15 protein-coding genes are annotated in these 20,224 nt (G+C 70.0%); 10 read left to right on the top strand and 5 right to left on the bottom strand.

Annotated features, from left to right (window positions below):
• Positions 1-6: 6 nt before the first annotated feature.
• The 4 genes from L942_RS34135 to sucC all read right to left on the bottom strand — a co-directional run bounded on the left by L942_RS34135 (position 7) and on the right by sucC (position 4,519).
• On the bottom strand, positions 7-1,401 hold the full coding sequence (locus tag L942_RS34135) for a ferredoxin reductase family protein (RefSeq protein ID WP_037368193.1): 1,395 nt from the start codon (positions 1,399-1,401) through the stop codon (positions 7-9).
• Between the two features lie 153 nt (positions 1,402-1,554).
• Complete coding sequence (locus tag L942_RS34130; protein WP_037368192.1) at positions 1,555-2,409, bottom strand: LysR family transcriptional regulator; 855 nt, start codon at positions 2,407-2,409, stop codon at positions 1,555-1,557.
• A 61-nt stretch (positions 2,410-2,470) separates the two neighbouring features.
• Positions 2,471-3,355: a succinate--CoA ligase subunit alpha gene (sucD, locus tag L942_RS34125; protein ID WP_037368191.1), complete on the bottom strand. Its 885-nt coding sequence runs from the start codon at positions 3,353-3,355 to the stop codon at positions 2,471-2,473.
• 3 nt (positions 3,356-3,358) lie between these two features.
• On the bottom strand, positions 3,359-4,519 hold the full coding sequence (gene sucC, locus L942_RS34120) for an ADP-forming succinate--CoA ligase subunit beta (protein ID WP_037368188.1): 1,161 nt from the start codon (positions 4,517-4,519) through the stop codon (positions 3,359-3,361).
• A gap of 1,133 nt (positions 4,520-5,652) precedes the next feature.
• On the opposite strand from sucC, the gene L942_RS34115 reads away from it, so the two are divergent.
• The 4 genes from L942_RS34115 (at position 5,653) to L942_RS34100 (ending at position 12,370) form a co-directional block, all read left to right on the top strand.
• A complete protein-coding gene (locus L942_RS34115) occupies positions 5,653-7,425 on the top strand; it encodes a thiamine pyrophosphate-binding protein (protein WP_106965140.1) in 1,773 nt (590 codons plus the stop codon).
• A 16-nt stretch (positions 7,426-7,441) separates the two neighbouring features.
• The gene (gene frc / locus L942_RS34110) at positions 7,442-8,671 is read left to right on the top strand and encodes a formyl-CoA transferase (RefSeq protein WP_037368187.1); all 1,230 of its coding nucleotides are present in this window, start codon (positions 7,442-7,444) and stop codon (positions 8,669-8,671) included.
• A gap of 2 nt (positions 8,672-8,673) precedes the next feature.
• A complete protein-coding gene (locus tag L942_RS34105) occupies positions 8,674-10,812 on the top strand; it encodes an acetate--CoA ligase family protein (protein WP_037368185.1) in 2,139 nt (712 codons plus the stop codon).
• Positions 10,813-10,975: 163 nt separating this feature from the next.
• Positions 10,976-12,370 (top strand): OFA family MFS transporter, encoded by a 1,395-nt coding sequence (locus L942_RS34100; protein WP_037368184.1) that lies wholly within the window; start codon positions 10,976-10,978, stop codon positions 12,368-12,370.
• A gap of 86 nt (positions 12,371-12,456) precedes the next feature.
• Here the strand turns inward: L942_RS34100 and L942_RS34095 are convergent, their stop codons facing one another.
• Positions 12,457-13,191 carry a GntR family transcriptional regulator gene (locus L942_RS34095; protein ID WP_037368181.1) on the bottom strand — a complete coding sequence of 245 codons (735 nt, stop codon included), beginning with the start codon at positions 13,189-13,191 and terminating at the stop codon, positions 12,457-12,459.
• A 1,021-nt stretch (positions 13,192-14,212) separates the two neighbouring features.
• Here L942_RS34095 and L942_RS34090 point away from each other — a divergent pair.
• The 6 genes from L942_RS34090 (at position 14,213) to L942_RS34070 (ending at position 20,222) form a co-directional block, all read left to right on the top strand.
• Positions 14,213-15,400, top strand: a complete 1,188-nt coding sequence (locus tag L942_RS34090) for a cupin domain-containing protein (RefSeq protein WP_037368179.1) — start codon at positions 14,213-14,215, stop codon at positions 15,398-15,400.
• A gap of 98 nt (positions 15,401-15,498) precedes the next feature.
• A complete protein-coding gene (locus tag L942_RS34085) occupies positions 15,499-16,446 on the top strand; it encodes a sucrase ferredoxin (RefSeq protein ID WP_051166446.1) in 948 nt (315 codons plus the stop codon).
• 195 nt (positions 16,447-16,641) lie between these two features.
• Entirely contained in the window at positions 16,642-16,770 is a 129-nt protein-coding gene (locus L942_RS45950; protein WP_268745755.1) for a hypothetical protein, read from the top strand.
• A gap of 484 nt (positions 16,771-17,254) precedes the next feature.
• Positions 17,255-18,241: a 2-dehydropantoate 2-reductase gene (locus tag L942_RS34080; RefSeq protein WP_037368178.1), complete on the top strand. Its 987-nt coding sequence runs from the start codon at positions 17,255-17,257 to the stop codon at positions 18,239-18,241.
• A gap of 266 nt (positions 18,242-18,507) precedes the next feature.
• A complete protein-coding gene (locus L942_RS34075) occupies positions 18,508-19,332 on the top strand; it encodes a hydroxypyruvate isomerase family protein (RefSeq protein WP_037368176.1) in 825 nt (274 codons plus the stop codon).
• Positions 19,332-20,222, top strand: a complete 891-nt coding sequence (locus tag L942_RS34070) for a 2-hydroxy-3-oxopropionate reductase (protein ID WP_037368174.1) — start codon at positions 19,332-19,334, stop codon at positions 20,220-20,222. The genes L942_RS34075 and L942_RS34070 overlap by 1 nt, the downstream gene beginning before the upstream one ends.
• The last annotated feature ends 2 nt before the right edge of the window (positions 20,223-20,224 follow it).

Raw genomic sequence — 20,224 nt, 5'->3', positions numbered from 1 at the left:
CCTTTCCTACCAAGCGAATCGTTCGGAATGGACCCGATCGGCGGGGACGCCGGCCCGGCGTGCGCTGCCGACCACCGCGGCCGTCCAGGCGTCGGGACCGCAGACGTAGACGTCGTGGTCGGCGATCCCGGGCACGAGGTCGTGCAGGACGGCGTCGTCGGCCGCCGGGGCGTAACCGGCGGGCAGCCACGACGAGCGGTCCCGGGAACGCCGGCCGACCAGGTAATGGATCCGGACGCCCCGGCGCACGGCCAGGTCCTCCAGCTCGCGGCGGAAGAGCAGTTCGTCCGGCCGCCCGGCCCGGTACAGCAACACGGCGCCGTCGGGCTGATAGGACAGTTCGGCCAGCAGCGCGCGCAACGGCGTGATTCCGATCCCGGACGCGAACATCGCCAGCTTCGGTCCTTTTCGGACAGTTCCGGTGAGCCTGCCGTAGGGGCCTTCGAACAAGGCGCGGGTCCCCGGGACCAGAGCGGCGAGCCGGCGGCTGCCCGGGCCCAGGTCCTTGGCGGTGATCCGGAGCCGGTCCCCGTTCGGCGCGGCCGACAGGGAGAACGGCTTGCCGCGAGTCCAGCCCGGGCCGGGGAAGAACCGCCACACGAAGAACTGGCCCGCCGACACCGGAAGCCGGTCGAGGCGACGGCCGCGCAGGTAGACCGAGACGACGCCGCGGCCCTCGCGCACGACCCGTTCGACGACGAGCCGATGGCGCGCGTTGAGCCACACCGGCCGTCCGAGACGGAACACCAGCACCGCGCCGGCCGCCGCGGCGTACGCCGTCCACCAGAAAACGGTCGCCGTCGGCGAGGCGGTGAAGTCGGCGCCGGTCCACAGCTGGTGCGGCAGCGCGAGACCGGCGCCGAGATAGGCGTAGAGGTGCAGCAGATGCCACGACTCGTACCGCAGGCGGCGCCGTGCCGCGCGCACCGACGTCGCCGCGACCATGATCAGCGCACCCGTGCCCGCGGTCGCCAGGAGCATTCCCGGGTAAGTGGTCACCAGCGACCAGACTTCGGCGACCAGGCCGGAGCGGTCGGTCGCGGCGTACCCGAGGCTGATCAGGACGACGTGGGCGATCATCAAGACGATCGAGGAGAATCCGGCGAGCCGGTGCCGCCTGGCCAGCTGGTCCTGGCCGTAGCTGCGTTCGACCCACGGAATCCGTGCCATCAGCAGCACCTGCAGCAGGAGCAGGTCCGCCGACAGCAGCCCGCAGAGCCGTCCGGCGGAAGTGAGGAATCCGGCCGGGGACCCGAGTTGCTGCAAGCCCCGGCCCGAAACCCAGAGCGCGGTCGCGAACAGCAGGCTGAACCAGGCGGTCAGGCCGGCCGCGTCCCGCCACCACGCGCGGACCGGACGCCGCTGCGGGGCGAGGCGGGGCGTCGCGACGGTGGCGGACATGGGCGGCTCCGGAGGGGGTGATCCTTTCGGACCACACTCGCCGAGCCCGGTTAGCCGTCGGCTTGACCAGGGTGAGAAAACGGTAAGAGCCGGCCCGCTCCGGCGTGGTCTTCGGCACTGCCCGGCCTTCGCCGCTTCGGCCGGTGCGCCGGTTCAGGTCAGGTGCCGCAGCACCGCCGCTACCGCCGGTCGCGGATCTTCGGCGTGGCTGGCGGTGATGTTCCAGGCCGGGCCGCCGCGGGAGAACCGGCGTCCGGTCAGGTCCGGGAAACGCGCGGCGACGGACACCGGCAGCACGCAGCCGCCGAGATCGTGCCGGACCAGTTCGGCCGCGGCGGGCGCGTCGGTCACCTCGTGCACGACGGTCCGGCGCACCCGAGCCGACTGGAACGTCCGGTCGGTCGTCTCCCGGATCGCCCAGCCCGGCGCGAAGTCGACGACCGCGGCGCTGGCGGCTTCGGCGGCGGACACCGGACGATCCGCGGCCCCGTCGCCGTGCGCGGTGACCAGCACCATTTCCTCGCGCCGGACCGGACGGCTCACCAACCCGTCGCTCGGCGCGCAGCCGGCGACCGCGACCACGATGTCCACCGCGGACGTCACGACCGCCTCGCGCAGCTGGTGCGGCGGCGCGGTCCGCACCAGCACGCGCACGCCCGGGTGGTCCCGGCGCAAGGCGCTCAGCGCCCGATGCGGGTCCGGCCAGGCGCCGGGCATGACGCCGATCCGGACCTCGCCGGTGATCTGCCAGCGCGCCCGGTCGACCGTCGCCCGAGCATGGCTGGCCGCCTCCAACGCGGTGCGGGCGGCCGGGAGAAACGCTTTGCCCGCGGGCGTCAGCGTGACCCGGTGAGTGGTGCGCTCGAACAGTTCGGTGCCGAGATCCCGTTCGAGCGCACGGACCACAGTGGACACTGTCGACTGCACCGTGTGCAGCCGGCGCGCGGCAGCCGTGAAGCCGCCCTCCTCGGCCACCGCGACGACGGTTTCCAGCTGCCGCAAGTCCATCGGTCCTCCCGGCCTTAGCCACTCCGGTGGTAGTACTGCGCCTGTTCCGGTATTTCCGGGGTCAGCTGGTTCCGGCGAGCACCTCCCGAACCAGCCGGGCGGTCTCGCTGGGCGTGCGCCCGACCCGGATCCCGGCGGCCTCGAGGGCTTCCTTCTTGGCGGCCGCGGTCCCCGCCGACCCGGACACGATGGCGCCGGCGTGGCCCATGGTCTTGCCTTCCGGAGCGGTGAATCCCGCGACGTAGCCGACGACCGGCTTCTGCACGTTTTCCCGCACATACGCCGCCGCGCGCTCCTCCGCGTCGCCGCCGATCTCGCCGATCAGCACGATGACGTCGGTGTCCGGGTCCTTCTCGAACGCCTCGACCGCGTCGATGTGCGTGGTGCCGATGACCGGGTCGCCGCCGATGCCGACGCAGCTGGAGAAGCCGATGTCGCGGAGTTCGTGCATGAGCTGGTAGGTGAGCGTGCCGGATTTCGACACCAGCCCGATCCGGCCGGGGCCGGTGATGTCGGCGGGGATGATCCCGGCGTTGGACCGCCCGGGGGAGATGAGCCCGGGACAGTTCGGCCCGATGATCCGGGTGCGGCTTTCGCGTGCGCGCGCCCAGAACGCGGCGGCGTCGTGCACCGGCACGCCCTCGGTGATCACCACCGCGAGCCCGATGCCCGCGTCGACCGCTTCGAGCACCGCGTCCTTCACGAACGGCGGCGGCACGAACAAGACCACTACGTCCGCACCGGTCTCCGCGCTCGCCTCGGCGACGCCGCCGAAGACCGGCAATTCGTGTCCGTCGAAGGAAACGGTCTGCCCGGCCTTGCGCGGATTCACGCCGCCCACCACATTCGTGCCCGCGGCCAGCATCCGCCGGGTGTGCTTGGCGCCCTCCGCGCCGGTGATGCCGGAAACGAGGACGCGGCTGGCTTCGTCGAGGAAAATCGCCATCGGTCAGCCCTCCGCCCCGGCCGCGAGCTTGGCCGCTTCGCGCGCGGCGTCGTCCATCGTCGCGACCACTGTGACCAGCGGATGCGCTGCCTCGCCGAGGATCCGCCTTCCTTCCGCGACGTTGTTCCCGTCGAGCCGGACGACCAACGGCTTCGTCGCGCGATCGCCCAGCAGCGCCAAGGCTTTCACGATGCCGTCCGCGACCGCGTCGCACGCCGTGATCCCGCCGAAGACGTTCACGAACACGCTGCGTACCGCCGGGTCCCCGAGAATCACCCCCAGCCCGGCCGACATCACCTCCGCCGACGCTCCGCCGCCGATGTCGAGAAAGTTCGCCGGCCCGACCGCTCCCGCGTCCCGTGCCGCGGCAGCCACTACATCCAGAGTGGACATCACGAGCCCGGCGCCGTTGCCGATCACGCCGATGTCGCCGTCCAGCTTCACGTAGTTGAGCCCCTGCTCGGCGGCCAGCTGCTCAAGCGGATCCGCGGCTTCTGCTTCGGCGAACGCGCGGTGCCCGGGATGCCGGAACGCGGCGTTGCCGTCGAGCGTGACCTTCCCGTCGAGCGCGACGATTTCCCCGCCGCGCGTGCGGGCGAGCGGATTGACCTCGACGAGCGTGGCGTCCTCGGCGGTGAACACGTCCCACAGCCGAACCAGCACGCCGGCCGCCTCGACCGGAAGCCGCGCCGCCGCGGCGATCCTGCGCGCCTTGACGAGATCGACCCCGACGCGAAGGTCGATCGGCACCTTGACCAACGCCTCCGGCCGAGTCGCGGCGACCTCCTCGATGTCCATGCCGCCCGCCGCCGACGCCATCGCGAGAAAAGTCCGGTCCGCGCGGTCGAGCAGGTAGGAGACGTAGTACTCGTCGGCGATCTCGCTGGCCTCGGTCACGAGCACGCGACGGACGCGGTGGCCCTTGAGGTCCATGCCGAGGATCTCGCCCGCGACCCGCGCCGCGTCCTCCGCGTCCGCGGCGAGCTTGACGCCACCCGCCTTGCCCCGCCCGCCGGTCTTGACCTGTGCCTTGACCACAACTCTGCCGCCGAGTTCAACGGCCGCGGCACGAGCTTCGTCCGGCGTCGCCGCGAGACGGCCGCGGGGAACTGGCACGCCGTGCGCGGCGAAGAGGTCGCGCGCTTGGTGTTCCAAGAGGTCCATCGGAATTCCTTCCTTGCGGAGGTGGGGGAGCGGGTCTTCTTCGGGTCGGTGGGTTGGGCTTGTCGGTCGGTGGATTGGGGGCTTTCCGGTCGGTCGGTGGGTGTGAGCTCGCGGGTCGGGGTCGGAGCTTGCCGGTCAGTCGGGGCTGGGGCTTGCCGGCCAGTCGGGCAGGCGGCGGCTGCGGTCGGGGAGCGCGGCCCGGTCTCCGCCTCCGGCCGCGCGGGTGCGGTGGAGACCCGACCTCGTCGGAGCGCCGCCGAACCAGCCGTTCCGGCTCGCCCCCCTGAGGCTGTGGAGCAAGCCGGAATCCCCGCCGCCGCGCCCGATCCGCACTGCCAGTGCGAACTCGCGGGCGCGACCTGTGCCGCTGATCCACGGCTCGCGCGACCGAGCTGCCCAGCCGGTGAACTCGCCGCCGCGCCGGGGCAGTGAGCGTCGTCCCGCCGCGCGTCAGGACGACTTCACCGACCAGTCACCGTCCCGCCCGCCGAACGCCCAGGCGGGATCGGCCGGTGAGCCCGCCGGTTCGTGAGGCGTCCTGCCGCGCGTCAGGACGGCTTCCCGAACCAGCCAACGAGCCACCCATCGACCCCGGACGGGGCACGACAGGCGAACTCGCCGCCGGTTCGTGAACCGAGCCGCCCGCCGATTCGTCCTGCCGCGCGGCAGACGAATCCGTGAACGAGCCAGCGTCCCGCCCGTCGAACGCCCGGGCGGGACCCGGCCGATGAATCCGCCGGTTCGTGAACCGACCCGGCCTGCCGCGCAGCAGGCCGACCCGTGAAGCAGCCAGCGCGCCCCGTGAATCAGCCGACGAACCGCCTCTCCATCCGCCAAGCCGAACCGCGAAACCAGCTAGCGACCCGAACCGCGAAACCAGCCACTGAGCCGCTCGTCGAATCCGGCGGCGGATCGCCCGGCCGGTCGGCCGGACAAACCTGCGGATGCCCCTGGACAGCGGGCGGCTCGAGGAGTAAGTCTAATGCCTACCTCATACGGTATGCAATCTACAGTCTTCCGGCGACGAGCCGCTGACCTGCGGCGACTGAGCCGGCGGGCCGCGGAGAGGCACGAGCAGACCGGGACGAGCGCGCGGGTCAGAGAGGTCCGGCGCGGGACAGGAGGAGTTGCGCATGTCGCCCACCACGACCGGCCGGCAAGCAGGCCAGCACACCGGCGAGAACGGCGTCGGCCAAGCCGGCGAGAACGGGCAGGCCAGCCGGCCCGGGGAACACCGAACGGACACGATCTCCGGCGGGCACTTGGTCGCGAAAGCCCTGAAAGCCGAAGGCGTCGACACCATTTTCACCCTCTGCGGCGGTCACATCATCGACATCTACGACGGCTGCGTCGACGAGGGCATCAGCGTCATCGACGTCCGCCACGAGCAGGTCGCGGCGCACGCGGCCGACGGGTACGCGCGGATCACCGGGCGTCCTGGCTGTGCGGTGGTGACGGCGGGACCGGGGACGACCGACGCGGTCACCGGCGTCGCGAACGCGTTGCGCGCGGAGAGCCCGATGCTGCTGATCGGCGGCCAAGGCGCGTTGAGCCAGCACAAAATGGGCTCGTTGCAGGACCTCCCGCACGTGGACATGATGACGCCGATCACCAAGTTCGCCGCCACCGTCCCGCACACCTCGCGCGCCGCGGACCTGGTGTCGATGGCGTTCCGGGAAGCGTTCGCGGGCGCGCCCGGACCGTCCTTTTTGGAGATTCCCCGCGACGTCCTCGACGCCCGGGTGTCGCTGGAGAACGCGCGCATCCCGCAGTCCGGCCGCTACCGCGCCTCCACGCGGAACTCGGGCGATCCGGCGGACGTCGAAAAGCTCGCGGACCTCCTGGTGCACGCCAAAAAACCGGCCATTCTGCTCGGCAGTCAGGTCTGGACGACCCGCGCGACCGAGCCCGCGACGGAGCTCGTGCGCACGCTCAACATCCCGGCGTACATGAACGGCGCCGGACGAGGAACCCTGCCGCCGGGCGATCCCCACCACTTCCAGCTTTCCCGCCGGTACGCCTTCGACAACGCGGACGTCATCGTCATCGTCGGCACCCCGTTCGACTTCCGGATGGGTTACGGCAAACGGCTTTCCCCGGACGCGAAGGTGGTGCAGATCGACCTCGACTACCGCACGGTCGGCAAGAACCGCGACATCGACCTCGGCATTGTCGGCGACGCGGGACAGATCCTCGCCGCGGTCGCGCAAGCGGCGTCCGGCCGGGTGGACAACGGCGCGGTCGGGCGCAAGCCCTGGCTGGAAGAATTGCGCGCGGTCGAAGAGAAAGCCAAGCAGAAGCGGCTGCCGCAGCAGCATTCCGACGCGAATCCGATCCATCCGTACCGCCTGGTGCACGAGATCAACGAGTTCCTGACCGAGGATTCGATCTACATCGGCGACGGCGGCGACATCGTCACGTTCTCCGGCCAGGTCGTGCAGCCGAAGGCGCCCGGCCACTGGATGGACCCCGGTCCGCTCGGGACGCTCGGCGTCGGCGTTCCGTTCGTGCTCGCCGCGAAGCACGCGCGTCCGGACCAGGAGGTCGTCGCGCTCTTCGGCGACGGCGCGTTTTCCCTCACTGGCTGGGATTTCGAGACGCTGGTGCGGTTCGATCTCCCGTTCGTCGGGATCGTCGGAAACAACTCGTCGATGAACCAGATCCGTTACGGGCAGGCGCAGAAATACGGCCTGGCCCGCGAACGCGTCGGCAACACCCTCGGCGACGTGCCCTACGACCAGTTCGCCCGGATGCTCGGCGGCTACGGCGAGGAGGTCCGCGACCCGGCGGACATCGCGCCGGCGCTGCGCCGCGCCCGGGAGTCCGGCAAGCCGTCGCTGATCAACGTCTGGGTCGACCCGGACGCCTACGCCCCCGGAACCATGAACCAGACGATGTACAAGTAGTCGGGAGGAGCCGAAGATGGGAAAGGCACTGGAGGGCATCCGCGTCCTCGACATGACCCACGTCCAATCCGGACCGTCGTCGACCCAGGTCCTCGCCTGGCTCGGCGCGGACGTCGTGAAGCTCGAGACCCCCGGCCGCGGCGACATCACCCGGGGCCAGCTGCGCGATCTGCCCGGAGTGGACAGTCTGTACTTCACGATGCTGAACGCCAACAAGCGCAGCATCACGCTCAACATGAAAAGCGAGCAGGGCAAGGAAGTCTTCACCAAGCTGGTGTCCTCAGTGGACGTGCTGGTGGAGAATTTCGGCCCCGGCGTGGTGGACCGTTTCGGGTTCTCCTGGGAACGGTTGCACGAGATCAACGACCGGCTGATCTACGCGTCCATCAAGGGCTTCGGACCCGGCCGGTACGCGAATTTCAAGGCCTACGAGGTGATCGCGCAGGCGATGGGCGGCTCGATGAGCACCACCGGCTTCGAGGAGGGCCCGCCGACCGCGACCGGGGCGCAGATCGGCGACTCGGGCACCGGCATCCACCTGGTCGCGGCGATTCTGGCGGCGTTGTACCAGCGCACGAACACCGGGCGCGGGCAGCGGGTGCAGGTCGCGATGCAGGACGCGGTGCTCAACCTGTGCCGGGTCAAGCTGCGCGACCAGCAGCGGCTGGCGCACGGGCCGCTGGGGGAGTACCCCAACGAGCGGTTCGGCGACGAGGTCCCGCGGTCGGGCAACGCGTCCGGCGGCGGCCAGCCGGGCTGGGCGGTGCGCTGCGCGCCGGGCGGGCCCAACGACTACATCTACGTCATCGTCCAGCCGGTCGGCTGGGCTCCGCTGACCGAGCTGATCGGCCGCCCGGAACTCGCCGAGGACCCGGACTGGGCGACCCCGGAGGCCCGGCTGTCCAAACTGGACAAAGTGTTCGCGATGGTCGAGGAATGGACCGAGCAGCGCACCAAATGGGAGGTCATGGAGCTGCTCAACGCGCGCAACATCCCTTGTGGACCGATTCTGTCCACTAAGGAGCTGATCGAGGACGAGACGCTGGCCGAGCTGGGATCGGTGGTGGAGGTCCCGCATCCGGAGCGCGGGGCGTTCAAGACCGTCGGCTGCCCGTTGAAGCTGTCGGACTCGCCGGTGGACGTTCAGCGTTCTCCGTTGCTCGGCGAACACAACGATGAGGTGCTCGGCGAACTCGGCTACAGCGCGGCGGATGTCGAGCAACTGCGCACGGCGGGTGTGATCTGACGATGGCCACGGAAACTGACCGCGCGACGGTCGAAAAGATCTTGAAGTGCGCGGCTGAGGAAGGCCGTTTCGCATTGACCGCACCGGAAGGCCGCGCGATCTGCGAGGCCTATGGCATTCCGACGCCGCAGGAGCGGCTCGCCGCGTCCGCCGAGGAAGCGGTGGCGCAGGCGGTCGAAATCGGCCTACCGGTGGTGCTGAAGATCGTGTCGCCGGACATCCTGCACAAAACTGAGGCCGGCGGGGTGCTCGTCGGCCTCGCCAGCGAGGACGAAGTCGCGGACGGCTACGCCAGAATCCTGGCCAACGCCAAGGCCTACGACGCATCGGCGCGGATCACCGGCGTGCAAGTACAGCAGATGCTGACTGGCGGGCAGGAGGTGATCATCGGTTCGGTCACCGACCCGAGCTTCGGCAAGATCGTCGCGTTCGGACTCGGCGGCGTCCTGGTCGAGGTCCTGAAGGACGTCACTTTCCGGCTCGCGCCCGTCAGTGCCGACGAGGCGCGGTCCATGGTGGACGGTATCGCCGCCGCGGAAATCCTCAATGGAGTGCGCGGCGGTGAGGCGGTGGACAAGACGGCGCTGGCCGACCTCGTGCAGCGGCTGTCGCGGTTGGTCACCGACTTTCCGCAGCTGGCCGAGGTCGACCTGAACCCGGTGCTCGCCACCGGCACCGGGGCCACCGCGGTGGACGTGCGCATCCTCGTCGACCCGGCGGCGGCCGCAGAACCGGTGCGGTTCAGCCTGGAGGAGATCCTCTCGGCGATGAACCGGATCATGAAACCGGCCGCGGTCGCGGTGATCGGCGCGTCCGCCGAGGACGGCAAGATCGGCAATTCGGTGATGAAGAATCTCGTCAACGGCGGCTACGCGGGCGAGATCTACCCGATCAATCCGAAGGCTGCCGAAATCCTCGATCGCAAGGCGTATCCGAGCATCGCGGACGTGCCCGGCGACGTGGACGTCGCCGTCTTCGCGATCCCGGCCAAGTTCGTGCCGGCCGCATTGGAGGAGGCGGGCGCGAAGGGGGTCGCCGGAGCGATTCTGATCCCGTCCGGTTTCGGCGAGACCGGAAACATCGAGCTGCAGAACGAAGTCTTGGCCATCGCGCGCAAGCACGGCGTGCGGATTCTCGGCCCGAACATCTACGGCTACTACTACACGCCGGAGAATCTGTCGGCGACGTTTTGCACCCCGTATGACGTCAAAGGCGGCGTCGCGCTGTCCTCGCAGAGCGGCGGGATCGGGATGGCGATCCTCGGCTTCAGCCGTTCGGCCGGGATGGGCGTGTCGGCGATCGTCGGAGTAGGGAACAAAGCGGATATCGACGAGGATGATCTCCTCACCTTCTTCGAACACGACGACAACACCGAACTCGTGGCCATGCACCTGGAAGACCTCAAGGACGGCCGCGCGTTCGCCGAGACCGCGAAACGGGTGTCGGCGAAAAAACCGGTGGTGGTGCTGAAAGCCGGGCGGACGTCGGAAGGGGCCAAAGCCGCTGGCTCGCACACGGGCGCGCTGGCCGGAAACGACCGGGTGTACGACGACATTCTGCGGCAGAGCGGCGTGATTCGCGCGCCCGGGCTGAACGACCTGCTCGAATACGCGCGAGGCGTTCCGAAACTGCCCACGCCGAAGGGCGAGAACGTCGTGATCATCACCGGCGCGGGCGGTTCCGGGGTGCTGCTGTCGGACGCCTGCGTGGACAACGGGCTGACGCTGATGCGGATCCCGGACGATCTCGACGCGGCGTTCCGCGAATACATCCCGCCGTTCGGCGCGGCCGGCAACCCGGTGGACATCACCGGCGGCGAACCTCCGTCGACCTATCGGAACACCATCGCGCTCGGCCTTTCCGACGATCGTATTCACTCGTTGGTTCTCGGTTACTGGCACACGATCGTCACGCCGCCGATGGTCTTCGCGGAGCTGGTCGTGGACGTCGTCGAGGAGTTCCGGCGGAAGGGAATCCACAAGCCGGTGGTGGCCTCGCTGTCCGGGGACGTCGAGGTCGAGCAGGCCAGCGAGCACCTGTACGCACACGGGGTCGTCGCTTATCCGTACACGACCGAAAAGCCGGTCGCGGTGCTCGGCGCGAAGTACCGCTGGGCGCGTTCGGCGGGTCTGCTGCCTTGATCAAGTCCGGAGGGAGGCGTACGTTGCCCGACACCTAACCGCTGGTCAGCGGTGCGCGGCGAGGAAGGGGCGCCGGGACGCGCGGGCGCGTCCCGGCTCGGGGGAAGAACGGAGACAGCCCGGGACGGGGAACCGAAGCCAACGGTGACGAAAGAGAATTCTGATGACCGCAGCCCAACCGACATACCAGGAGATCGTCGACGAAAACGGGCGGACATACCGGATCGGGGAGAGCCCTCGGGACCTGATGGGCCGGTCCCGCAGCTGGATGGTCTGGCTGCCGTGGGTGGCCATGATGGCGGTGAGCGTGTTCGAATACGGCTGGGGAGCCGTCGAAGGAACGCTCGAAGAGAAATACGGCTGGTCGTTGTCGGACGCGTTCTGGCTCGCCAGCATCTGGGCCGTGTTCCAGGCCGGGGTCGCGTTCCCGGCCGGGCGGCTGCGGGAGAAGAACGTCGTTTCGGCGAAAACGGCGATGCTGGCCGGGGCGGTGTGTTCCGGAATCGGTTACTTCTCCATCGCGCACAGCGGAAATCTGGTGGTCGCGTTCATCGGGTATTCGGTGCTCGGCGGGATCGGCGCCGGACTCGTGTACGCGACGTGCATCAACATGGTCGGGAAGTGGTATCCGGAGAAACGCGGTGCTCGCACCGGGTTCGTGAACGGCGGTTTCGCGTACGGTTCGGTTCCGTTCATTTACCTGTTCAGCGCCTTCCTCGGGCATGAGAACGTGACGATCACGCTCGACGCGATCGGCCTGTACATGCTCGTGGTGGTGGGGCTGTGCGGGTTCCTGTTCAAGGATCCGCCGAAGAACTGGTGGCCCGCCGAGGTCGACCCGATCGCCTGGCTCAAGGGCAGTGCGGCGGGGAAGGCGCGGAGCCTGGCGAAGAACCCGCCCGCGGTGCGGCAGTTCACGCCGATGGAGGCGATCCGCACCGGAATGCTGCCGCTGATGTGGGTCACGCTCGTGGTGATCGGCGGGGTTTCGCTGTTCGGGATCAATTTCCAGGTCGATTTCGCCAAGGAAAGCCAGTTCGGCGCGTTCGTGGCGGCTTCCTCGGCGGGAATCCTGGCGATCGTGAACGGCGTCGGCCGCGGAATAGTGGGCTGGGCGTCCGACCGGATCGGCCGCAAGGCGACGTTGTTCTGGGTGCTGGTGATCGCGGCGGTCGCGCAATTCGGGGTGCTGTGGTCGGGCAAGACGCACAGTCTGTTCTGGTTCATGGTGTTCGCGGTGCTGACCGGATTCGGCAGCGGTGCGTTCTACCCGCTGTTCGCCGCGTTGGTGCCGGACTATTTCGGCGAGAACCACAACGCGACCAACTACGGCATCGTCTACAGCGCGAAACTGGTCGGCGGAGTCGGCGGCGGCGGTTTGGCGGCCGGGGTGATCGCCGCGTGGGGCTACACCGGCGCGTACGTGCTGGCCGGGTGCATCGCGTTGCTGTCGGCGGTGATGACGCTGTTCTTGCGCCAGCCAGGCCGTTCCGGCCGCGGCTCGACGGAGAAGGCGGGCACGCGGATCGCCCGGACCGCTCCGGCGGCCGGCAACTGAATTCCCTTGCGGGCCCGGGAGCGACGGGACGGCTGGCATCCGCCCCGTCGCTCCCGGGTTGCTTTGTGTCCGCCGCGGTCCGGGGTTTACTCCGACGCGTCCGGCCGCTCGTGGAAGGCCTGGCGCGTGCGCTCAGTGTGCTGCGCCATGATCTTTTCCGCCTTCTCGACGTCGTGGGCCGCGATCGCTTCGATCAGCGCGGCGTGCTCCTGCCACGCGTCGCGTCCGCGAGGCCGGGCGATCGGCGTGTAGTACCAGCGCACCCGGCGGTCGACCAGGCCGATCAGCTCGGACAGGACGGCGTTGCCGGTCAGCTCGGTGATGTACGCGTGCAGATCGGCGTTCGCCGCGACGAGCCGTTCGCTGTCGTCCGCGGCGAGGGCTTTCATGCCGACGTCCTGCAGTTCCCACAGGCGCTTGATGTCCTCTTCGGTCGCGCACGCGGCGGCCAGCCGTGCGGAATGGGTCTCCAGCACGGCCCGGACGCCGAGCAGCTGGTCCGCCTCCTCGTCGGTGGGCAGGTGCACGAACGCGCCCTGCGCCGGACGGAGGTCGACCCAGCCCTCGCTCTGCAGCCGCTGCAGCGCCTCGCGCACCGGCTGTCGGCTGACGCCGAGGTATTCGGCCAGGTCGGCCTCGACGAGATGCTGGCCGGGTTCGAGCGTGCGGTTGATGATCAGCTCGGCGAGCGCGTCGTACACGACCTGCCGCAGCGGCGCGGGCCGTTCCACCCGGTTGGCGCTCTTGCCGGAGAGGGAACCCTTGGTCGCGCGGCGGCCGGTGGGCCCGCGTTCGGGCAGGGGAGAAACGGACTGGGTCACGGTGCACCTCGGGTGGTGGGATCAGCAGCGGGATTCGAGGAACTCAGTTTTCAGGATACAGGTTTTGGTATGCAAAATCCCAGGCTTCTGGATGAGGTGTGCGATGTTCCGCCGACAGTGGGCAGCGGCCAGCCCGGTACGCGGGGTGGAGCGCGGCCGGGAGAGCCTGGTGCTGGTTCGAGGCGGACCGGAGGGTGCGGGTGCCGCCCGTGCTCCGGCGGCCACTGCCGCGAACGGCATCGCGCCGACTGGTGTCCGGCACCGTGAGGGACGGGCGGTGAAGTGGACGCCTGATCTGCGACGGGCTCGGCACGGCGACCGGAACGGAATTCCGCAGCACAGCGCGCGTGGCGGAGGTGGAGCGACGCACGAGCGGCCGGGCGGCCGGGCGGCCCGGGACCATGCGAGTCGGCGGCAGCCCTGGCGATCGCACCCGGCGACACCTGCACCATGGAGATCACCGGAAAGGCGGTTGCCAGCACCGAATTCGGGCTCCGCGAGCCGATGACCAAGCATCGCCGAAGGCGGTGCTGAAGGTGGAAATGGACACGGTCCGGCTCGGCCAGTGCACCGCGCTGCGCGACGCCGAATTGCGACCCTGCCCGGCATGTCGATCCAGCCGATCTGCCGAGGCAGTCGACGATCCGGACCGATCAACCTGAACGTGATCGCCGCGGAACTGGCGCGGGACGGAGCGGCCGACCGCTGCCGCTAGCGAGCCCCGCCGAGGACGGCGAGCGGAATCCGTGACCGGCGGGTTCGCCTGAGGGTGATCATCAGGCCGGCGAAGATTACTCAAATGACCGATGCCCGTGCGGCCGATGTGCCCGTAGCGTGGGCCGGGCCCAGTCGTCGACGTTGCGAGGTCCGGATGGCTCAAGAACGCATGACAACCGACACCGACACGGCCGCCAGCGGGCTGCTGCTGAGCGTGGAACCGCTGACCGCCGCGGTGGACCGCGGCAAGGCCAACGGCGCCGTGGCCGACAACGACGGCAACGACTAGCCGTTGCCGCGCTCCATGACGGAGATTCCCGGACTGGCCGGCCTCGTCGCACCGCTCGAGGCCGGCCAGTTCTTCGCGGACGTCCTCGGCAAGGCCCCGCGGCGGTTCCCGGGGGAGAAGGGCCGGTTCGCCTCCCTGCTGCCGTGGCCGGAACTGGACCGGGTGCTGCGCCAGCACCGGCTGGAGTTCCCCCGGCTGCGGCTCGCGCTCGACGGCGACGTCGTGCCCGCGCACACCTACACCGAAATGGTGTCGACCCGCCGCAACGGCCTGGTCCCGCGCGTGCTCGCGGCCCCGTTCGCCGAACACCTGCGCGCCGGCGCGACGCTCGTGCTCGACTCGGTCAACGAACTGGTCGATGAAGTCGGAGAGCTGGCGAGCCGGCTCGAACACGACCTGCGCGAGCGCATCCAGGTCAACCTGTACGCGGGCTGGGGCACCACGCACGGCTTCGACGTGCACTGGGACGACCACGACGCGTTCATCATCCAGCTTTCCGGGCGGAAGCGGTGGCGGCTGCACGGGGTGACCCGGCCCTCGCCGCTGCAGCGGGACGTCGAGCTGCCGGAACGTCCGGAAGGCGAACCGTACGACGACTTCCTGCTCGAGGACGGCGATGTCCTCTACCTGCCGCGCGGGCACTGGCACGACGTGTCCGCCGTCGGCGAGGAGTCGCTGCACCTGACGATCGGGTTCAACGCCGCGACCGGCGTGGACCTGGTGGCGTGGCTGGCCGACCAGCTGCGGTCCGACGAACTGTTCCGCGCGGACCTGCCCCGGTTCGCCGGCCCGGAGGCCCGGGCCGAGCGGGGCGAAGCACTCCGCCGGCGGCTCGCCGAGCTGACCGCCGGGGACGTGGTCGACCGGTTCCTCGCCGACCGCGACGCCCAAGCCCCGGCCCAGACCCGCATCGGCCTGCCGTGGGCGGCGACGGCCGACCTGCTGCCGCCGGACGACGACTTCGAGGTCCGGTTGCTCGTCCCGCGCGCCGCGCTGGTCGACGACGAGGGAACGGTGGCCCTGGTCGGAGCGGGGAAGCGGCTGGTCTTCGCCGAGGCCGCGCGACCCGTGCTCGCGGCGTTGCTGGGGTGTGCGCCGCAGCCGTTCAAGGTGCTGGTCGACGCCGCGCCGGAGCTGCCTGCGGCGACGGTGCGGGCCTTGTTGCGGGAGCTGGTGGGGCAAGGGCTCGTGGCGCGGGCCTGAGCGGCGGCTGCGCCCGCTGCACTGCCCGATCGGGTGACGTCGCGCGACAGTGACGGCCGCTTCATCAGAGCGTGCCGGGCCGTCAGCTATACTTAGGCATGCCTAAGCCCGACGTGCCGCACTCGGGCCCGGGAATCTGCTTCCCGGGCCGGAATGCCGCGCCCGGATGCGCCGCCCTGACCAGGGAGCTGGGCGGCGAACCGGCCGGGACCGCCGCGCGCATGACGTCCTGGCTGCTGGTCGAACAGCCGGGTTCGTGGGGCCCGGACGCCCTCGAAGACGTGCTGGCCGCCGTCTTCCCCGCCGAACTCCTCGAGGCCGCGCGTGCCGCCGGCCTGCGTCCGCTGCTGATCCGGAAGCCGGGACGGCACGTGCGCACCCCAGGCGCACCGCGCACGGTCTACGTCGCCAGCGGACTGCCCGGCAACCGCTGGATCGAGCGGCTCGACCTCGCCGACCTGGCCGAACTCTCCCGACTTGATCTCGAAGCGGTCGCCGACGGCTGTCCCGGCCACGGCGAACCGGTGTCCGGTCCGCTCTTTCTCGTGTGCACGCACGGCAGCAAGGACATGTGCTGCGCGGTGTTCGGCCGCCCGCTGGCGACCAGCCTGGCGCAGAACCATCCCGGACGGGTGTGGGAGGTCAGCCACGTCGGCGGGGACCGCTGGGCCGGAAACCTCCTGACCGTGCCGGACGGCTATCTGCACGGCAGTCTCGCGGTTCCCGAAGCGGAGTTGGCGGCGAAGGAAGCGCTCAGCGGCAACGTCCGGCTGGATAACCTGCGCGGCCGGACCTCGGCGGAAAGCGCGTGGTCGCAGTTCGCCGAGATCGAGATCCGAGGACGCACCGGGCTGCGCGGCCTCGACGCGGTGCTGGCCGTAACGGAGGAACCCGACGGCGACATCCGTGAGGTGCTGGTCCACGCGGGCGGCCGCCGATACGAGGTCGTGGTGCGGCGGACGGTCTCGGCGGCGTCCGGGCCCAGCCGGTGCACCGCGCGGCTGGTGCTGTCCGGGTTCGAGGCGGAGTCGGTGCGCGAGGTCTGATTTCGGGCGCTTTTCGCTGCTGGAAGGGAATTCCGGCAGCTGACGAGGGTGCTGGCGGTTCACGCGCCGCCTCACTGCTGGCTTGGTTGCGGACCGCAGGCGGATTGCCAGGTTCGAAGGCGCACGGCTTCCGCTGCGCCCGGTTCACCCCAGCTTCTCCGCCAACCGCTGGCAGCACTCCACCAGGGCGACCGCGTGCTCGTCCCGCTCTTCGTCATCCGGCCGGTCGGCGCCGCGGCGCTCAGCCCGCCCAGCAGCGGACCGTCCGGACGCGCGACCGCGCAGCCGATCGAGCTGACGCCGTCCTCGCGCTTGCCCGCGTAACCGCGCCGCCTGCTCCTCCTGTGATTCCCTTCCCGATTCCCCGGCGTCGCCCGCTTCCGCGATGGCCGCGTGGTTTTCGGACGTCGCGCCCGTCCCCGGGGCAGGGCCTGCTATCTGAGATCGGCGTGGGTTCTTGCGCAGTGCCTGCGGCGCGGCGTTGCTCCTGACTGGTTCCCGTGCTGCCCGGACCAGGCGCAATGCCGCAACCTCGCCAGCAAGCAACGCCGCACCCTCACGAACAACGAACCCCGCAACGTCACGAACAACGAACCCCGCAACGTCACGGACAAGACCCCCGCAACCTCACGGACAAGTACGCCGCAACCTCACAAACAACGAACGCCGCACGCATCTCTCTCGGCGGTCAATTCTGCTCGGCGGGATTGGTCATCGCCGCTTCCGATGACCAGGCCCTGGCTCGTCGGCATCAGACGGGATACTGTATGCAATCTAATCTCGACTGGATCCCGACCGGGAGGCGACCATGCGGGTGGCGGTTCTGGGCGCAGGAGCGATCGGCGCGTACGTCGGCGCGGCGCTGCATCGCGGAGGCACCGAGGTCCACCTCATCGCCCGCGGCGCGCATCTCGCGGCGATGGCGGCGGACGGAGTGCGGGTCCGGAGTCCTCGCGGCGACTTCACCGCGCGTCCGCACGTGACGGCGGATCCGTGCGAGGTCGGGCCGGTCGACTACGTTTTCCTTGGCCTCAAAGCACATTCGTACCCGGACTGCGGTGCCCTCCTCGAACCGCTTCTGCGGGAGGACACCGCGCTCGTCGCCGCGCAGAACGGCATTCCGTGGTGGTATTTCCACGGCATGGACGGGCATCCGCTGGCCGGGCACCGGGTCGAAGCCGTCGATCCGGGCGGGGCGACCAGCCGGGTGCTCGCCGTCGAGCGGGCGATCGGGTGCGTCGTCTACTGCTCGACCGTCATCGAGGAGCCGGGCGTCGTCCGGCATCTCGAGGGGACCCGGTTTTCCCTCGGCGAACCGTCCGGCGAACTCTCCGCCCGGTGCCGGAAGCTCGCCGACGCGATGATCGCGGGCGGGCTCAAAGCCCCGGTCGAGGCGAGGCTGCGCGACGACATCTGGGTCAAGCTGATGGGCAACGTCGCGTTCAACCCGCTGTCCGCGCTCACCCGCGCGACCATGGCGCAGATGTGCGAGCACGACGAAACCCGCGCCCTCGTCGCGGAGATGATGACCGAAACCCTCGCCATCGCCCGTGCCGCCGGGGCGGATCCGCAGGTCTCCGTCGAGAGGCGGATCGACGGCGCGTGGCGCGTCGGGCACCACAAGACGTCCATGCTGCAGGACCTGGAAGCGGGCAAACCCCTGGAGATCGACGCGATCATCGGCGCGGTCGTCGAACTCGCCGAGCTCACCGGCGTCGCGGCTCCGGCTTTGCGGCATGTGCACGCCGCGATCGGGTTGCTCAACCGTACGTCTGCCCCGATTCCGGTTGCCTGAAAGAAAAACCACGCATCTGTCTACTGTGGATCCTGAACTGCCACTGTGGACAGTCTGAGGGGATTCACCCTCTCCTGGTGTGCGCGCGACGGGCCTCGGTCGGTCCTGGACGCCCGAATCGAACGACGCCGCACCGGATCTCGTCTCGGCGAAACCTGCGCGCTGCCCGTTGACCGAAGCCTCCGCGTCCAGCTATTCTCGAACTACGGAAGAAAACTTCCACAAAGCGAAATTAACTGAACGAGATGTGAGGAGCCGAGGTACTCATGACCGGTCCCGCCGGGGAGCGGCACTCGCTGCCCTACACCGCCAACCTGTCGATCCTGTTCACCGAACTCCCGCTGCTCGAGCGCGCGCAGGCCGCTCGGGCAGCGGGCTTCACCAAGGTGGAGTACTGGTGGCCGTTCGACAGCGCCGACCCGTCCGGGGCCGACGTCGACCGGTTCGCGCGGTCGATCGAGAAGGCGGGCGTCCAGCTGACCGGCCTGAACTTCTACGCCGGCGACATGGCCGCGGGCGAGCGCGGGCTCGTGTCGTGGGTCGGGCGCGAGGCGGAGTTCGCGACGAGCCTGACCGTCGCGCTCGGGCTCGCCGAACGGCTCGGCTGCCGCAGCTTCAACGCGCTGTACGGCAACCGGATCGACGGGATCGCACCGTCCGAACAGGACGATCTGGCCCGCACGCATCTGACGGCCGCGGCGAAGGCGGCCGAGGGCATCGGCGCGCAGCTGGTGCTCGAACCGCTGTCCGGCACCCCGGCGTACCCGCTGAAGACCGCGGCCGACGCGGTCGCGGTGCTCGACGAGCTCGGCCTGGACAACGTTCGGCTGCTCGCGGACCTCTACCACCTGGCGGTCAACGGCGACGACCTCGACACCGTGATCGCCCGCCACACCCCGCGCACCGGGCACGTGCAGATCGCCGACGCGCCGGGCCGGCACCAGCCGGGCACGGGGGAGCTGGATCTCGAAGGATACCTGGAAAAACTGCAGGCGGCGGGCTACGCCGGACCGGTCGGCATCGAGTACAAACCGGACGGTTCCACCGCGGACTCGCTGGCCTGGCTGCCGTACGAGCGAAGGGGAAACTGATGAGCAGGATCGGGTTCATCGGACTGGGCGTGATGGGCACGCCGATGGCCGCGCACCTGGCCGCCGCCGGACACGAGGTGAGCGGGTTCGACCTCAACGCCGACGCGCTGGCCAAGCTGGAAGCCGCCGGTGGCCGCGCGGCGAAGGACGTCGTCGACGCGGTGTCCGAGGCCGAGATCGTGATCACCATGCTGCCGAACCACCCGCAGGTCGAGCAGGTCGTGCTCGCCCCGGGCGGCGTGCTGGACACGGTCGCGCCGGGCACGCTGCTGGCCGACATGAGCACCATCCGGCCGGAGACGTCGATCGAGGTCGCGAAAGCCGGTGCGGCCAAGGGAATCCGGGTGCTGGACGCTCCGGTGTCCGGCGGCCAGGCCGGTGCCGAACAAGCCGCCCTGTCCATCATGGTCGGCGGCGACGAGGCCGATTTCGCCGCCGCGAAGCCGGTTTTCGACACACTCGGCAAGACTGTCGTGCACGTCGGGCCGCACGGCGCGGGCCAGGTGGTGAAGGCGGCCAACCAGCTGGTGGTCGGCGGGATCTACGGGCTGGTCGCCGAGGCGATCGTGCTGCTGGAAGCGTCCGGGGTGGACGCGGGCACCGGGCTCGACGTGCTCGCCGGCGGGCTCGCCGGCAGCCGGATCCTGGAACTCAAACGGAAGTCGATGGTCGCGCGGCAGTTCGAGCCGGGCTTCCGGATCGACCTGCACCACAAGGACATGGGCATCGCGCTGGCCGCGGCCCGGCAGTCCGACGTGGCGCTCCCGCTGACCGGCCTGGTCGCGCAGCTGGTCGCGGCCGGACGGGCGATGGGCTACGGCTCGCTGGACCACTCCGCGCTGCTGAAGGTCGTCGAAGAACTGTCCGGCCGCTCGTCCGAGGAGGTTTGACC

Source organism: Amycolatopsis orientalis DSM 43388 (genome assembly GCF_000411975.1).
Classification (GTDB): Bacteria; Actinomycetota; Actinomycetes; order Mycobacteriales; family Pseudonocardiaceae; genus Amycolatopsis; species Amycolatopsis orientalis_D.
Note: the sequence above shows the minus strand (reverse complement) of the source record. Positions and strands in the feature narration are given on the sequence as shown.

Excerpts from the sequence above, each read along its gene's own strand:
- L942_RS34135 (WP_037368193.1), bottom strand. The coding sequence starts at position 1,401 with ATGTCCGCCACCGTCGCGACGCCCCGCCTCGCCCCGCAGCGGCGTCCG.
- L942_RS34130 (WP_037368192.1), bottom strand. The coding sequence starts at position 2,409 with ATGGACTTGCGGCAGCTGGAAACCGTCGTCGCGGTGGCCGAGGAGGGC.
- sucD (WP_037368191.1), bottom strand. The coding sequence starts at position 3,355 with ATGGCGATTTTCCTCGACGAAGCCAGCCGCGTCCTCGTTTCCGGCATC.
- sucC (WP_037368188.1), bottom strand. The coding sequence starts at position 4,519 with ATGGACCTCTTGGAACACCAAGCGCGCGACCTCTTCGCCGCGCACGGC.
- L942_RS34115 (WP_106965140.1), top strand. The coding sequence starts at position 5,653 with ATGTCGCCCACCACGACCGGCCGGCAAGCAGGCCAGCACACCGGCGAG.
- frc (WP_037368187.1), top strand. The coding sequence starts at position 7,442 with ATGGGAAAGGCACTGGAGGGCATCCGCGTCCTCGACATGACCCACGTC.
- L942_RS34105 (WP_037368185.1), top strand. The coding sequence starts at position 8,674 with ATGGCCACGGAAACTGACCGCGCGACGGTCGAAAAGATCTTGAAGTGC.
- L942_RS34100 (WP_037368184.1), top strand. The coding sequence starts at position 10,976 with ATGACCGCAGCCCAACCGACATACCAGGAGATCGTCGACGAAAACGGG.
- L942_RS34090 (WP_037368179.1), top strand. The coding sequence starts at position 14,213 with ATGACGGAGATTCCCGGACTGGCCGGCCTCGTCGCACCGCTCGAGGCC.
- L942_RS34085 (WP_051166446.1), top strand. The coding sequence starts at position 15,499 with ATGCCTAAGCCCGACGTGCCGCACTCGGGCCCGGGAATCTGCTTCCCG.
- L942_RS34080 (WP_037368178.1), top strand. The coding sequence starts at position 17,255 with ATGCGGGTGGCGGTTCTGGGCGCAGGAGCGATCGGCGCGTACGTCGGC.
- L942_RS34075 (WP_037368176.1), top strand. The coding sequence starts at position 18,508 with ATGACCGGTCCCGCCGGGGAGCGGCACTCGCTGCCCTACACCGCCAAC.
- L942_RS34070 (WP_037368174.1), top strand. The coding sequence starts at position 19,332 with ATGAGCAGGATCGGGTTCATCGGACTGGGCGTGATGGGCACGCCGATG.